The following is a 12,559-nucleotide window of genomic DNA, read 5'->3' on the forward strand; positions in this document are numbered from 1 at the left end:
AATGAGTGTTTTATATCCGTTAATTCAGGCGCTGGTGTTATTTGCCGTTGCGCCGTTGTTGTCCGGCGTGACGCGCGTGGCGCGTGCCCGTCTGCATAATCGTCGCGGTCCGGGGGTGTTGCAGGAGTATCGCGATCTGATCAAGCTGCTGGGCCGTCAGAGTGTCGCCCCCGCAGATGCGGGCTGGGTCTTTCGCCTGACGCCATTTGTGATGGTAGGCGTGATGCTGACCATCGCGACGGCGCTACCTGTGGTGACGGTGGGGTCGCCGCTGCCACAACTGGGCGATTTGATCACGCTGATTTACCTGTTCGCCATTGCCCGCTTCTTCTTTTCCATTGCGGGTCTGGATACCGGTAGCCCGTTCACCGCCATCGGTGCGAGCCGTGAGGCGATGCTTGGCGTGCTGGTGGAGCCGATCCTGCTGCTGGGGCTGTGGGTTGCCGCGCAGGTCGCCGGTTCTACTCATATCAGTAACATCACCGACACGATTTACCACTGGCCTGCCGCCCGCAGCATTCCGCTGATTCTGGCGCTGTGCGCCTGCGCATTCGCCACCTTTATCGAGATGGGCAAACTGCCGTTCGATCTGGCGGAAGCGGAGCAGGAATTGCAGGAAGGGCCGCTAACGGAATACAGCGGCAGCGGTTTTGCGGTGCTCAAGTGGGGCATTAGCCTCAAACAACTGGTGGTCCTGCAAATGTTCGTCGGCGTGTTCCTGCCGTGGGGACAGATGGAGACCTTCAGTGCGGGTGGTCTGCTGCTGGCGCTGGTGATTGCCATCGTCAAGCTTCTTGTCGGCGTGCTGGTGATTGCCCTGTTTGAAAACAGCATGGCGCGTCTGCGTTTTTGCGCCACTTCACGCGTGACCTGGGCCGGTTTTGGGTTTGCGTTTTTAGCGTTCGTCTCCTTGCTGGTGGCGTGATTTAAGAGAGTTTATATATGAACGAAGAAAAACCAGGTCAACACTATCTTGCGGCGCTGCATCAGGCCTTCCCGGGCGTGGTGCTGGACGAAGCGTGGCAGACCAACGATCAACTGACCATCACCGTGAAGGTCAACTCTCTGCCGGAAGTGGTCGAGTTCCTGTATTACAAGCAGGGTGGCTGGCTCTCTGTGCTGTTTGGCAACGATGAGCGCCAGTTGTGCGGCCATTATGCGGTTTATTATGTGCTGTCGATGGAGCAGGGCACCAAATGCTGGATAACGGTGCGTGTTGAGGTCGATCCGAACAAACCTGAATATCCCTCCGTGACGCCGCGCGTCCCTGCGGCGGTGTGGGGCGAACGTGAAGTGCGTGACATGTACGGGCTGATCCCGGTGGGTCTGCCGGATGAACGCCGTCTGGTATTGCCGGATGACTGGCCGGATGAACTCTATCCGCTGCGTAAAGACAGTATGGATTACCGCCAGCGCCCGGCGCCGACCACCGATGCAGAAACCTACGAGTTCATTAATGAACTGGGCAACAAGAAAAACAACGTAGTGCCCATTGGTCCGTTACATGTGACGTCTGATGAGCCGGGACATTTCCGCCTGTTTGTTGACGGCGAAAATATTATCGATGCAGATTACCGCCTGTTTTATGTCCACCGCGGCATGGAAAAACTGGCGGAAACCCGCATGGGTTATAACGAAGTTACCTTCCTGTCGGATCGCGTGTGCGGTATCTGTGGTTTTGCCCACAGCACCGCTTATACCACCTCCGTTGAAAACGCGATGGGTATTGTGGTGCCGGAACGCGCGCAGATGATTCGCGCCATTCTGCTGGAGGTGGAACGTCTGCATTCCCACCTGTTGAACCTCGGTCTGGCCTGCCACTTCACGGGCTTTGACTCTGGCTTTATGCAGTTCTTCCGTGTGCGTGAAACCTCAATGAAAATGGCGGAGATCCTGACCGGGGCGCGTAAAACCTACGGTCTGAACCTGATTGGCGGGATTCGCCGCGATCTGCTGAAAGAGGACATGATCCAGACCCGCCAGTTGGCGCAGCAGATGCGTCGCGATGTGCAGGAACTGGTGGATATGCTGCTCAGCACGCCAAACATGGAACAGCGCACCGTCGGGATTGGCCGTCTGGATCCGGAAATCGCGCGTGATTTCAGTAACGTGGGGCCGATGGTTCGCGCCAGCGGTCATGCCCGTGATACCCGCGCCGATCACCCGTTTGTTGGTTACGGCCTGTTGCCAATGACGGTACATAGCGAGCAGGGCTGTGACGTGATTTCGCGTCTGAAAGTCCGTATCAACGAAGTTTATACCTCGCTGAATATGATCGACTTTGGTCTGGACAACCTGCCAGGCGGTCCGCTGATGGTGGAAGGCTTTACCTACATTCCCCACCGCTTTGCGCTGGGCTTTTCCGAAGCGCCGCGCGGTGATGACATTCACTGGAGCATGACCGGCGACAACCAGAAACTGTACCGCTGGCGTTGCCGTGCCGCGACCTACGCCAACTGGCCAACCTTGCGCTACATGCTGCGGGGGAACACCGTTTCCGATGCGCCGCTGATTATCGGCAGCCTTGACCCTTGCTACTCCTGTACTGACCGCATGACCGTAGTGGATGTGCGCAAGAAGAAGAGCAAAGTCGTGCCGTACAAAGAGCTTGAGCGCTACAGCATTGAGCGTAAAAACTCGCCGCTGAAATAAGGAATCGCCATGTTTACCTTTATCAAAAAAGTGATCAAAACCGGCGCGCCGACCTCCTCTTATCCGCTGGAGCCGATCGCGGTAGATAAAAACTTCCGCGGCAAGCCGGAGCATAATCCGCAGCAGTGCATTGGCTGTGCGGCGTGCGTGAATGCCTGTCCGTCAAACGCCCTGACGGTTGAAACCGATCTGGCCAGCGGAGAACTGGCCTGGCAGTTCAACCTCGGGCGCTGCATCTTTTGTGCCCGCTGCGAGGAAGTCTGCCCGACGGCGGCAATCAAACTGTCGCAGGAATATGAGCTGGCAGTATGGAAAAAAGAGGATTTCCTCCAGCAGTCTCGCTTTGCGCTGTGTAACTGCCGGGTCTGTCGCCGTCCTTTTGCCGTTCAGAAAGAGATTGATTACGCCATCGCCCTGTTGAAACACAACGGTGACAGCCGCGCGGAACATCACCGTGAAAGCTTTGAGACCTGTCCGGACTGCAAGCGTCAGAAATGCCTGGTGCCGTCCGACCGTATTGAACTGACTCGCCATATGAAAGAGGCCAACTGATGAGCAATTTACTAGGCCCACGTGACGCGAACGGTATTCCGGTACCCATGACGGTGGATGAGTCCATCGCCAGCATGAAAGCGTCATTGCTGAAAAGCATTAAGCGTTCAGCGTACGTTTACCGTGTGGACTGCGGCGGCTGCAACGGCTGTGAAATCGAAATCTTCGCCACGCTTTCTCCGCTGTTCGATGCCGAACGCTTCGGTATTAAAGTGGTGCCGTCGCCGCGCCATGCGGACATTTTACTGTTTACAGGGGCGGTGACCCGTGCGATGCGCTCCCCGGCGCTGCGTGCCTGGCAGTCCGCGCCGGATCCGAAAATCTGTATCTCTTACGGCGCCTGTGGCAACAGCGGGGGTATCTTCCACGACCTGTACTGCGTCTGGGGCGGGACGGACAAAATTGTGCCTGTGGATGTCTATATTCCGGGCTGCCCGCCGACACCGGCTGCTACGCTGTACGGTTTTGCGATGGCGCTTGGTCTGCTGGAGCAGAAAATTCACGCCCGCGCGCCGGGTGAACTGGATGAGCAGCCTGCAGAAATCCAGCATCCGGAAATGGTCCAGCCGCTGCGCGTGAAGGTGGATCGCGAAGCCCGTCGGCTGGCCGGTTACCGTTATGGTCGCCAGATCGCCGATGATTACCTGCGCCAGCTAGGTCACGGTGAGCATCAGGTCGCGCGTTGGCTGGAAGCAGAAAACGATCCGCGACTCACGGAGATCGTGACTCGTCTGAACCAGGTGGTTGAAGAGGCGCGTATCCGATGAGTGAAAAGGTGGTGTTCAGCCAACTGAGCCGTAAATTTATTGATGAGAACGATGCCACGCCCGCCGCGGCGCAGCAGGTTGTCTATTACAGCCTGGCGATTGGTCACCACCTTGGGATCATCGACTGCCTGGAAGCGGCATTGACCTGCCCGTGGGACGCGTATCTGGCGTGGATTGCCACGCTGGAGGAGGGAAGCGAAGCGCGTCGGAAGATGGAAGGTGTGCCGAAGTATGGCGAAATCGTCATCGATTTTAATCACGTGCAAATGCTGGCGCATGCGTTTGATCGCGCGCTTGCCGTTCAGACTGCGGAACAGCAGACGTGGAGTAAACAGATGCTGAGCATGTTGCACGATATCCATCAGGAGAGCGCCATTTATCTGATGGTGAGGAGGCTGCGTGACTGACGTTTTGTTGTGTGTGGGCAACAGCATGATGGGGGATGACGGCGCAGGTCCGCTGTTGGCGGAAAAATGCGCGTCACAGGCGAAGGGAAACTGGGTCGTCATTGACGGCGGCAGTGCGCCGGAAAATGATATCGTCGCCATTCGCGAATTGCGCCCGGATCGCCTGTTGATCGTGGATGCTACCGATATGGGACTCAATCCCGGCGAGATCCGCATTATCGATCCTGACGATATCGCCGAGATGTTCATGATGACAACCCACAATATGCCGCTCAACTATCTGGTCGACCAGCTCAAAGAGGACGTTGGCGAAGTGATCTTTCTCGGCATCCAGCCTGATATCGTCGGGTTTTACTATCCCATGACTCAGGCGGTTAAGGATGCCGTCGACACCGTTTACCAACGACTCGACGGCTGGCAAGGCCTGGGAGGTTTTGCGCAATTAGAAGCGCAATAAACGTCATGCCGGATAACGGGGATGCCTTATCCGGCCTGTTCCGTCCTCACCTGTTCGATAATTAATTTTCCTTGATTAACCGACACCGTCACCAGGGTGCCGGTGGGGAATCCGGCCTGTTCCAGCCAGTCTCCATTCAGGGTTAACGACGCATGTCGGCTATAGCGACGTGTGTTGCCGGTTTTAGGATCTTCATGGCGTTTTCTGACATAACTCACCTTTAAACGGCGAAAGGGTTTGGTGATTACAGCTTCAATACTGCCAGTCTCAGTCGTCATAAACGATTCCTTGTTGCCCACGTAAGAATAAAAACACCTGTATAAAATGCCAGTAAAAATTGAGCGGTGCAAACCTGAAACTGGAAGGAAGATTCCGGAAATGAAATGCAAGGAATGTAACGGGAAGGGAATGCGCCAGGAGGTGATTGCCGGATAACACGCACGCTATCCGGCACAATGATTACGTCAGATCCTGCCCGTTGCTGGCGATCACTTTTTTATACCACCAGAACGATTTCTTTCGGGTACGCTCAAGCGTGCCGTTGCCGGCGTCATCACGGTCAACGTAGACAAAACCATACCGTTTGCTCATTTCCCCCGTCGACGCGGCCACCAGATCGATACAACCCCAGGTGGTATAGCCCATCAGCGGCACGCCGTCCTCGATGGCATCAGCCATTGCGCGGATATGGTCTCGCAGGTAGCTGATACGGTAGTCATCATTGATGTTGCCGTCAGCGTCGATTTCATCTTTTGCCCCAAGGCCATTTTCCACCAGGAACAGCGGTTTCTGATAGCGGTCATACATCATGTTCATAGTGATGCGCAGGCCAAGCGGGTCAATTCCCCAGCCCCAGTCACTCACCTGAATGTAAGGATTACGCAGGGACTTCACTACGTTCGCCGCACTGGTGTTGCCGGTGTTCATCTCTGCCGAGGCGCAGCGAGAAGCGTAATAGCTGAAGGAGACGAAATCGACGGTATTTTTCAGAATTTCGTCATCTTCCGGGGCTTTCTCAATCACCACGCTTTTCTCACGGAACACGCGGGCGGAATAGGCCGGATACGCGCCACGCGCCTGCACGTCAATGAAGAACAGGTTTTCACGATCTTTTGCAAGCGCAGTCCAGACATCTTCCGGCTTGCAGGAGTAGGGATAAAAATTCCCGCCCGCCAGCATACAGCCCACCTGGTTTTGCGGATTGATCTCATGGGCGATTTTTGTCGCCAGCGCGCTGGCAATAAGCTCATGGTGAGCAGCCTGATATTTCACCTGATCCTGATTTTCCCCTTCTTCAAACACCAGCCCTGCACCGGAGAACGGACTGTGAAGCATGATGTTGATCTCATTGAAGGTCAGCCAGTATTTCACCAGCCCGTCAAAAGCTTCAAAACAGGTCCGCGCATAGCGGGTGAAAAACTCCACCATTTTGCGGTTACGCCAGGAACCATATTCGGTGACCAGGTGCATCGGCACATCGAAGTGACACAGTGTGACCAGCGGTTCAATGCCGTACTTTTTGCATTCGGCAAATACCGCGCGGTAAAACGCGATCCCTTCCGCGTTGGGCGTCAGTTCGTCGCCGTCAGGGTAGAGGCGGCTCCAGGCAATCGAGGTCCGAAAGACGGTAAAGCCCATTTCTGCCATCAGGGCGATGTCGTCCTTGTAGCGATGATAAAAATCAATCGCCTGGTGGCTGGGGTAAAATTCGTCATTCCGCAGTTCAAAACGCTTCTCCAGACCCAGTTTGACAGGCAGACGATGTTCACCATGCGGGATCATATCTACGGTGGTCAGCCCTTTGCCGCCTTCCCGGTATGCCCCTTCAGACTGGTTGGCGGCCAGTGCGCCGCCCCATAAAAATCCTTGCGGAAATACAGCCATAATAAACCTCTGTGAATGACAATCAGGCTTTCACCGTTGACGGTTGCGCGGCCTGGTTTTTTCTTGCCTGTGCCGCGGCATCTTCGACGGGAATATCTTCAAAACCGAGCAGCAGCGTCAGGACAAATGACAGCACGACGGCCAGCGCCATGACGCCAAATACCCAGACGATGGTCATGGGGTTCGCCGGATCAAAGAACTGAACGCTGGTAAACAGACCCGGGGCCGCCATAGAGTGGCTGGCGAGTCCCGCCATCCCGGCGACCGCGCCGCAGATAAAACCGCTGATCAGACTGGCAATCAGCGGGCGTTTTAAACGTACCGCCACGCCGTAGAGCGCGGGTTCCGAAATGCCCGCCATAATAGCCGACGCTGCGGCTGCCAGCGCTGTCTGGCGCAGTTCAGGATTCTTTGTTTTCCACGCCACCGCCAGCGATGAACCGCCCAGTGACAGGTTGGCGCCAATTTCAGACGGCATAACCATGCCTTCTTTGCCCGTTTCGGCGATGGTCTGAATAATGGTTGGAGTAAACACGCGGTGCATCCCGGTCATCACCAGCAGCGGCCACAGTGCGCCCATGATGGCGACAGACAGCCAGCCGAGATAACCGTGAATGGTATAAACCAGGGCGGAAATCGCGCTACCGATCCAGATACCAATCGGGCCAATCAGCACGATAGCCAGCGGTGCCGCGATCAGGACAATCAGCATCGGTTTGAGGAAGTTTTTGGTGACGGCGGGCGTAATGCGATCCACCCAGCGTTCGATGTAAGACAGACACCAGGTCATGACCAGCGCCGGTATGACCGTGTAGGTATATTTCACCGCCGTGACCGGAATCAGGGCGAACTCAACGTGCTCGCCCTGTGCCGCTTTCGCCATCAGATCGATAAAGCTCGGATGCACCAGCACCCCGGCAATCGCGATGGCCAGCGACATGTTGGTTTTGAATTTTATCGCCGCCGAAGCTGCCACCATTAATGGCAGGAAGAAGAACGCGCCATCGCCGATCACGGTCAGGATCGTTAAAGTGGAGGAGCCTTTTTCCAGCACGCCGGTCATTTCGAGGATCATCGCCAGCAATTTCAGCATCGATCCGCCGATAATCGCCGGGATCAGCGGTGACATCGTCCCGATCAGCGCATCGAGGATCCCCGCGCCAATGCGTCTGAAAGTGAGCTTCGGCTTAGCGACAGGTTCAGCGGGGTGCAGATTCTCGGGGAGCAAGCTCACCACTTCACGATACGCCTGGGAGACCGTGTTACCAATGATAACCTGGCACTGGTTATCGTTACGCACCACGCCGAGGACGCCGCTGAGGGTTTTCAGCGTAGCGCTGTCGACCTGCGCGTCATCTTTGATAACGAAACGCAGACGCGTCATGCAGTGAGTCACTGCGATGATATTGTCGACGCCGCCCAGAGCCGTCACCACGGAGCGCGCCAGCGCTGCATAATTCTTGGACATAGGATTTTTATCCTGTTTTATCAGTAGAGTACGTTTTATTTTTGCCGTCAGATCGTCTCAACGATCGTCAGAGATGAAACGCTGATGGGAAACCGGTTCCACAAAATCATGTTTAGTTTTATGTGTGGTGGCAATATTTATTTTTTACTTATTCTTATAAATGTGATTTCGGTCACTTATGCTTTGGCAGTCTGATTTAGCATCAGGGACATCGACGTAACGGTGCAGTACACTGCCTCTCATTGCGGGAAAAGGAAGAAAATATATGACGACGATGCTGGAGGTCGCGCAGCGGGCCGGAGTGGCGAAGGCAACGGTCTCAAGAGTGCTGTCAGGAAATGGCTACGTAAGCCAGGAGACGAGGGCGCGCGTATTTAAGGCCATTGAAGAGAGTGGTTATCGTCCTAATTTGCTGGCGCGCAGCCTTGCGGCGAAAACCAGCCAGACGCTGGGGTTAGTGGTGACAAACACCCTGTATCACGGCGTCTATTTTAGCGAATTGCTGTTTCATACCGCGAGAATGGCGGAGGACAAAGGGCGCCAGCTTCTGCTTGCCGATGGTAAGCACAGCGCGCAAGAGGAGCGCCAGGCGATCCAGTATCTGCTGGATCTGCGCTGTGACGCCATCATGATATATCCGCGTTTTCTGAGTGTGGATGAGATTGATGAGATCATTGACAGTCATTCGCAGCCCATTATGGTGCTTAACCGTCGGCTACGAAAAAACAGCAGTCATTGCGTCTGGTGCGATCAAAAGCAGACCAGCTTTAATGCCGTTTCGGAACTGATTGCCGCAGGTCATCAACAGATTGCTTTTATCACCGGGTCAATGGACTCCCCGACCGGGGTTGAACGTTTGTCGGGATATAAAGACGCGCTGATGCACCACGGTATTGGCGTGAATGACGATCTGATCGTCAAGGGGAAATGGACGCCAGCCTGTGGGGCGGCAGGCGTGGATGCGCTGCTTTCACGTCACGTGGCCTTTAGTGCGCTGGTAGCCAGTAATGATGATATGGCGATTGGCGCCATTAAGCAGTTGCATGATAAAGGCGTGAGTGTTCCATCGCAGGTTTCGGTGATTGGCTTTGATGATATCGCTATCGCGCCGTACACCATTCCGGCGCTTTCCAGTGTGAAAATACCGGTGACGGAGATGATTCAGGAAACCATTGGCCGACTGATTTTTATGCTGGACGGCGGCGCGTTCACGCCGCCAAAAAACTTCACCGGTACGCTCATTCGTCGTGATTCAGTGGCAGCTCGCGGCGGGCAGTAAAATTGTCATCCGTCATCGTCATTCGTGACGATGACACCATAACGGTCATCCGATTTTTTGAAATGTCGTTAAATTACAGCAAGATAAAAACTGGCATGATTCGTGAATGCTTCGGCACATTATCTGTCATTGCTGGAGAATTTGATGAACCGTTTCATCATTGCAGACGCCAATAAGTGCATTGGTTGCCGTACCTGTGAAGTGGCCTGCGTGGTCTCCCATCAGGAAAACCAGGACTGCGCGTCACTGACCCCTGAAACCTTTTTACCCCGTATCCATGTGATTAAAGGCGTTAATGTTTCCACAGCGACCTTGTGCCGCCAGTGTGAGGATGCCCCGTGCGCTAACGTCTGCCCGAATGGCGCCATCAGCCGTGATAAAGGCTTCGTTCACGTGATGCAGGAGCGCTGCATTGGTTGTAAAACTTGCGTGGTCGCGTGCCCGTACGGCGCAATGGAAGTGGTGGTGCGCCCGGTCGTGCGCAACAGCGGCGCGGGCCTGAACGTGCGTGCGGAAAAAGCGGAAGCCAACAAATGCGATCTCTGTTATCACCGTGATGCCGGTCCTGCGTGCATGGAAGCCTGCCCGACTCACGCTCTGATTTGTGTCGATCGCAATAAGCTCGAACAGATTAGCGCGGAAAAACGTCGTCGTGCCGCACTGGAGTCTTCTGCATCTTTGCTGTTCTGATATCTGAAAATCCGCGTAAAATACGGTAGTACTTATGCCGGATGGCGGCTTCGCCTTATCCGGCCTACTGTTCGCATCCCCGTAGGCATGATAAGCGTAGCGCCATCAGGCAAACCGGGATAGATAACTGCGGGAACGGCTTAATGACACTAAACAACCCCTCCGGCGTACAGCTCCGCATTCGCGGCAAAGTGCAGGGCGTCGGTTTTCGTCCCTTTGTCTGGCAACTGGCGCAGCAGCTTCGGCTGCGTGGCGATGTCTGTAACGATGGCGACGGTGTGGTGGTGCGGTTACTGGACGATCCTTCGCAGTTTATCACCGACCTGCATTTACACTGCCCGCCGCTGGCGCGAATCGACAGCGTTGAGAGTGAGCCCTTTGCCTGGGAGCAACAGCCCGCTGATTTCACCATCCGCCAGAGCGAGGGAGGTACGATGAACACCCAGATCGTGCCCGATGCCGCCACTTGCCCGGAATGTCTTACCGAAATGAATACGCCCGGTGAGCGGCGTTATCGTTATCCGTTCATCAACTGTACCCATTGTGGCCCGCGCTTTACCATTATTCGCGCCATGCCCTACGACCGCCCGTTCACGGTGATGGCGTCGTTTCCGCTTTGTCCGCAATGTGAAAAAGAGTATCGGGATCCTTATGACCGACGCTTTCACGCCCAGCCCGTGGCCTGTCCGGCGTGCGGCCCGCATCTCAGTTGGGTGAGCGGCAGCCACCAGGCTGAAAAAGATGCGGCGTTGCAGGCAGCAGTCACGCGATTGAAGGCAGGGGATATTGTTGCCATTAAAGGCATTGGCGGGTTTCATCTGGCCTGCGATGCAAGCAACAGCGATGCCGTGGCGACACTGCGCGCGCGCAAGCATCGTCCGGCAAAACCGCTGGCGGTCATGTTGCCCAATGAGAGCGGCTTGCCGGAGAGTGCAAGTCGGTTGCTAAAAACGCCTGCCGCGCCGATTGTGCTGGTGGACAAACACTGCGTTACAACGCTGTGTGACGGCATTGCGCCAGGGCTTGCGGAAGTCGGTGTGATGCTGCCTGCGAATCCGCTACAGCACCTGTTATTACAGGAAATGAACGGCCCACTGGTGATGACCTCCGGCAACCTCAGCGGCAAGCCTCCGGCAATCAGCAACGAACAGGCGCTTGACGATTTACAGGGGATTGCCGATGGGTTCCTGTTGCATAACCGTGACATTGTGCAGCGAATGGACGATTCCGTGGTGCGGGAAAGTGGGGAAATGCTGCGGCGTTCACGGGGGTATGTCCCCGATGCGCTGGCGCTACCGCCGGGATTTAAGTCTGTTCCACCGATGCTCTGTCTGGGCGCGGATCTGAAAAACACGTTCTGTCTGGTTCGTGGTGAGCAGGCGGTGGTAAGCCAGCACCTTGGCGATCTCAGCGACGACGGGATCCAGAATCAGTGGCGCGAAGCGTTACGGTTAATCCAGAACATCTATGATTTTACCCCGCAGCGGATTGTTCACGATGCCCATCCGGGGTACGTCTCCAGCCAGTGGGCCAGTGAGATGAACTTGCCGACGGAGCGTGTTTTGCATCATCACGCCCACGCCGCTGCGTGTCTGGCTGAACATGGCTGGCCACTGGACGGCGGTGATGTTATTGCGCTGACGCTGGACGGTATCGGCATGGGAGAAGCAGGGGCGCTGTGGGGCGGAGAGTGTCTGCGGGTGAATTATCGCGAATGTGAACGCCTGGGCGGGCTGCCCGCCGTGGCGCTCGCAGGCGGCGATCTTGCGGCGAAGCAACCCTGGCGTAATCTGCTGGCGCAGTGTTTGCGCTTTGTACCCGACTGGCAGCGCTATGCGGAAACCACAGCCGTGCAGCAACAGAACTGGAGCGTGCTGGCGCGGGCGATTGCGCGGGGGGTTAATGCGCCACTGGCATCGTCATGCGGACGGTTATTTGATGCCGTTGCGGCGGCGCTGAATTGTGCGCCGCAATCACTCAGCTATGAAGGCGAAGCGGCCTGCGCGCTGGAAGCACTGGCATCACGCTGTGAGGGCGTTCAACATCCGGTGACGCTGCCTCTGACCGGTAATCAACTGGATCTGGCGACGTTCTGGTCACAATGGCTGAACTGGCAGGCATCGCCCGCAGAACGCGCCTGGGCTTTCCATGATGTGCTGGCGCAAGGATTTGCCGCGATGATGCGCGAACAGGCAACCGCGCGGGGGATCTCCACGCTGGTGTTCAGCGGCGGCGTCATGCACAACCGTTTACTGTCGTTACGTCTGGCGAATTATCTGGGTGATTTTACGTTGCTGTTCCCGCAGCAGTTACCGGCGGGCGACGGTGGGTTATCGCTGGGGCAGGGCGTGATTGCGGCGGCGCGCCAGTTGGCACACCGATAACGATTGAAACAGCCGTAGG

At 56.0% G+C, this 12,559-nt stretch carries 12 protein-coding genes; 9 read left to right on the plus strand and 3 right to left on the minus strand.

Going from position 1 to position 12,559, the window contains the following annotated elements:
• The first annotated feature begins 1 nt into the window (after position 1).
• Genes WB371_RS09365 through hycI form a run of 6 tightly spaced genes read left to right on the plus strand, consistent with a single transcriptional unit; the run spans position 2 to position 4,835 of the window.
• Complete coding sequence (locus tag WB371_RS09365) at positions 2 to 925, plus strand: respiratory chain complex I subunit 1 family protein (protein WP_336219787.1); 924 nt, start codon at positions 2 to 4, stop codon at positions 923 to 925.
• Between the two features lie 17 nt (positions 926 to 942).
• On the plus strand, positions 943 to 2,652 hold the full coding sequence (gene hycE / locus WB371_RS09370; RefSeq protein ID WP_336219788.1) for a formate hydrogenlyase subunit HycE: 1,710 nt from the start codon (positions 943 to 945) through the stop codon (positions 2,650 to 2,652).
• A 9-nt stretch (positions 2,653 to 2,661) separates the two neighbouring features.
• A complete protein-coding gene (gene hycF, locus WB371_RS09375; protein WP_336219789.1) occupies positions 2,662 to 3,204 on the plus strand; it encodes a formate hydrogenlyase subunit HycF in 543 nt (180 codons plus the stop codon).
• Positions 3,204 to 3,971 (plus strand): formate hydrogenlyase subunit HycG, encoded by a 768-nt coding sequence (hycG, locus tag WB371_RS09380; protein WP_336219791.1) that lies wholly within the window; start codon positions 3,204 to 3,206, stop codon positions 3,969 to 3,971. Before hycF ends, hycG begins: the two co-directional genes overlap by 1 nt.
• Entirely contained in the window at positions 3,968 to 4,378 is a 411-nt protein-coding gene (locus tag WB371_RS09385) for a formate hydrogenlyase maturation HycH family protein (protein WP_336219792.1), read from the plus strand. Before hycG ends, WB371_RS09385 begins: the two co-directional genes overlap by 4 nt.
• Positions 4,371 to 4,835 (plus strand): hydrogenase maturation peptidase HycI, encoded by a 465-nt coding sequence (gene hycI, locus WB371_RS09390; protein ID WP_336219793.1) that lies wholly within the window; start codon positions 4,371 to 4,373, stop codon positions 4,833 to 4,835. Before WB371_RS09385 ends, hycI begins: the two co-directional genes overlap by 8 nt.
• Positions 4,836 to 4,861: 26 nt before the next feature.
• Here the strand turns inward: hycI and WB371_RS09395 are convergent, their stop codons facing one another.
• The 3 genes from WB371_RS09395 to ascF form a co-directional block, all read right to left on the minus strand.
• Positions 4,862 to 5,113 carry a SymE family type I addiction module toxin gene (locus WB371_RS09395; RefSeq protein ID WP_336219794.1) on the minus strand — a complete coding sequence of 84 codons (252 nt, stop codon included), beginning with the start codon at positions 5,111 to 5,113 and terminating at the stop codon, positions 4,862 to 4,864.
• Positions 5,114 to 5,294: 181 nt separating this feature from the next.
• Entirely contained in the window at positions 5,295 to 6,719 is a 1,425-nt protein-coding gene (locus WB371_RS09400) for a 6-phospho-beta-glucosidase (RefSeq protein ID WP_336219795.1), read from the minus strand.
• Between the two features lie 22 nt (positions 6,720 to 6,741).
• Positions 6,742 to 8,187 (minus strand): PTS cellobiose/arbutin/salicin transporter subunit IIBC, encoded by a 1,446-nt coding sequence (ascF, locus tag WB371_RS09405; protein WP_336219796.1) that lies wholly within the window; start codon positions 8,185 to 8,187, stop codon positions 6,742 to 6,744.
• Positions 8,188 to 8,452: 265 nt separating this feature from the next.
• Between ascF and WB371_RS09410 the strand changes: the two genes are divergently transcribed.
• The 3 genes from WB371_RS09410 to hypF all read left to right on the plus strand — a co-directional run bounded on the left by WB371_RS09410 (position 8,453) and on the right by hypF (position 12,540).
• On the plus strand, positions 8,453 to 9,466 hold the full coding sequence (locus WB371_RS09410) for a LacI family DNA-binding transcriptional regulator (RefSeq protein ID WP_336219797.1): 1,014 nt from the start codon (positions 8,453 to 8,455) through the stop codon (positions 9,464 to 9,466).
• 144 nt (positions 9,467 to 9,610) lie between these two features.
• On the plus strand, positions 9,611 to 10,156 hold the full coding sequence (gene hydN / locus WB371_RS09415; RefSeq protein WP_336219798.1) for an electron transport protein HydN: 546 nt from the start codon (positions 9,611 to 9,613) through the stop codon (positions 10,154 to 10,156).
• A gap of 143 nt (positions 10,157 to 10,299) precedes the next feature.
• Positions 10,300 to 12,540 carry a carbamoyltransferase HypF gene (gene hypF, locus WB371_RS09420; protein ID WP_336219799.1) on the plus strand — a complete coding sequence of 747 codons (2,241 nt, stop codon included), beginning with the start codon at positions 10,300 to 10,302 and terminating at the stop codon, positions 12,538 to 12,540.
• The last annotated feature ends 19 nt before the right edge of the window (positions 12,541 to 12,559 follow it).

The sequence above is a fragment of the Citrobacter amalonaticus genome (genome assembly GCF_037053465.1).
Classification (GTDB): Bacteria; Pseudomonadota; Gammaproteobacteria; order Enterobacterales; family Enterobacteriaceae; genus Citrobacter_A; species Citrobacter_A amalonaticus_H.

Bases quoted from the DNA above. Each gene is read 5' to 3' on its own strand.
- WB371_RS09365 (WP_336219787.1), top strand. From the start codon at position 2: ATGAGTGTTTTATATCCGTTAATTCAGGCGCTGGTGTTATTTGCCGTT.
- hycE (WP_336219788.1), top strand. From the start codon at position 943: ATGAACGAAGAAAAACCAGGTCAACACTATCTTGCGGCGCTGCATCAG.
- hycF (WP_336219789.1), top strand. From the start codon at position 2,662: ATGTTTACCTTTATCAAAAAAGTGATCAAAACCGGCGCGCCGACCTCC.
- hycG (WP_336219791.1), top strand. From the start codon at position 3,204: ATGAGCAATTTACTAGGCCCACGTGACGCGAACGGTATTCCGGTACCC.
- WB371_RS09385 (WP_336219792.1), top strand. From the start codon at position 3,968: ATGAGTGAAAAGGTGGTGTTCAGCCAACTGAGCCGTAAATTTATTGAT.
- WB371_RS09395 (WP_336219794.1), bottom strand. From the start codon at position 5,113: ATGACGACTGAGACTGGCAGTATTGAAGCTGTAATCACCAAACCCTTT.
- WB371_RS09400 (WP_336219795.1), bottom strand. From the start codon at position 6,719: ATGGCTGTATTTCCGCAAGGATTTTTATGGGGCGGCGCACTGGCCGCC.
- ascF (WP_336219796.1), bottom strand. From the start codon at position 8,187: ATGTCCAAGAATTATGCAGCGCTGGCGCGCTCCGTGGTGACGGCTCTG.
- WB371_RS09410 (WP_336219797.1), top strand. From the start codon at position 8,453: ATGACGACGATGCTGGAGGTCGCGCAGCGGGCCGGAGTGGCGAAGGCA.
- hydN (WP_336219798.1), top strand. From the start codon at position 9,611: ATGAACCGTTTCATCATTGCAGACGCCAATAAGTGCATTGGTTGCCGT.
- hypF (WP_336219799.1), top strand. From the start codon at position 10,300: ATGACACTAAACAACCCCTCCGGCGTACAGCTCCGCATTCGCGGCAAA.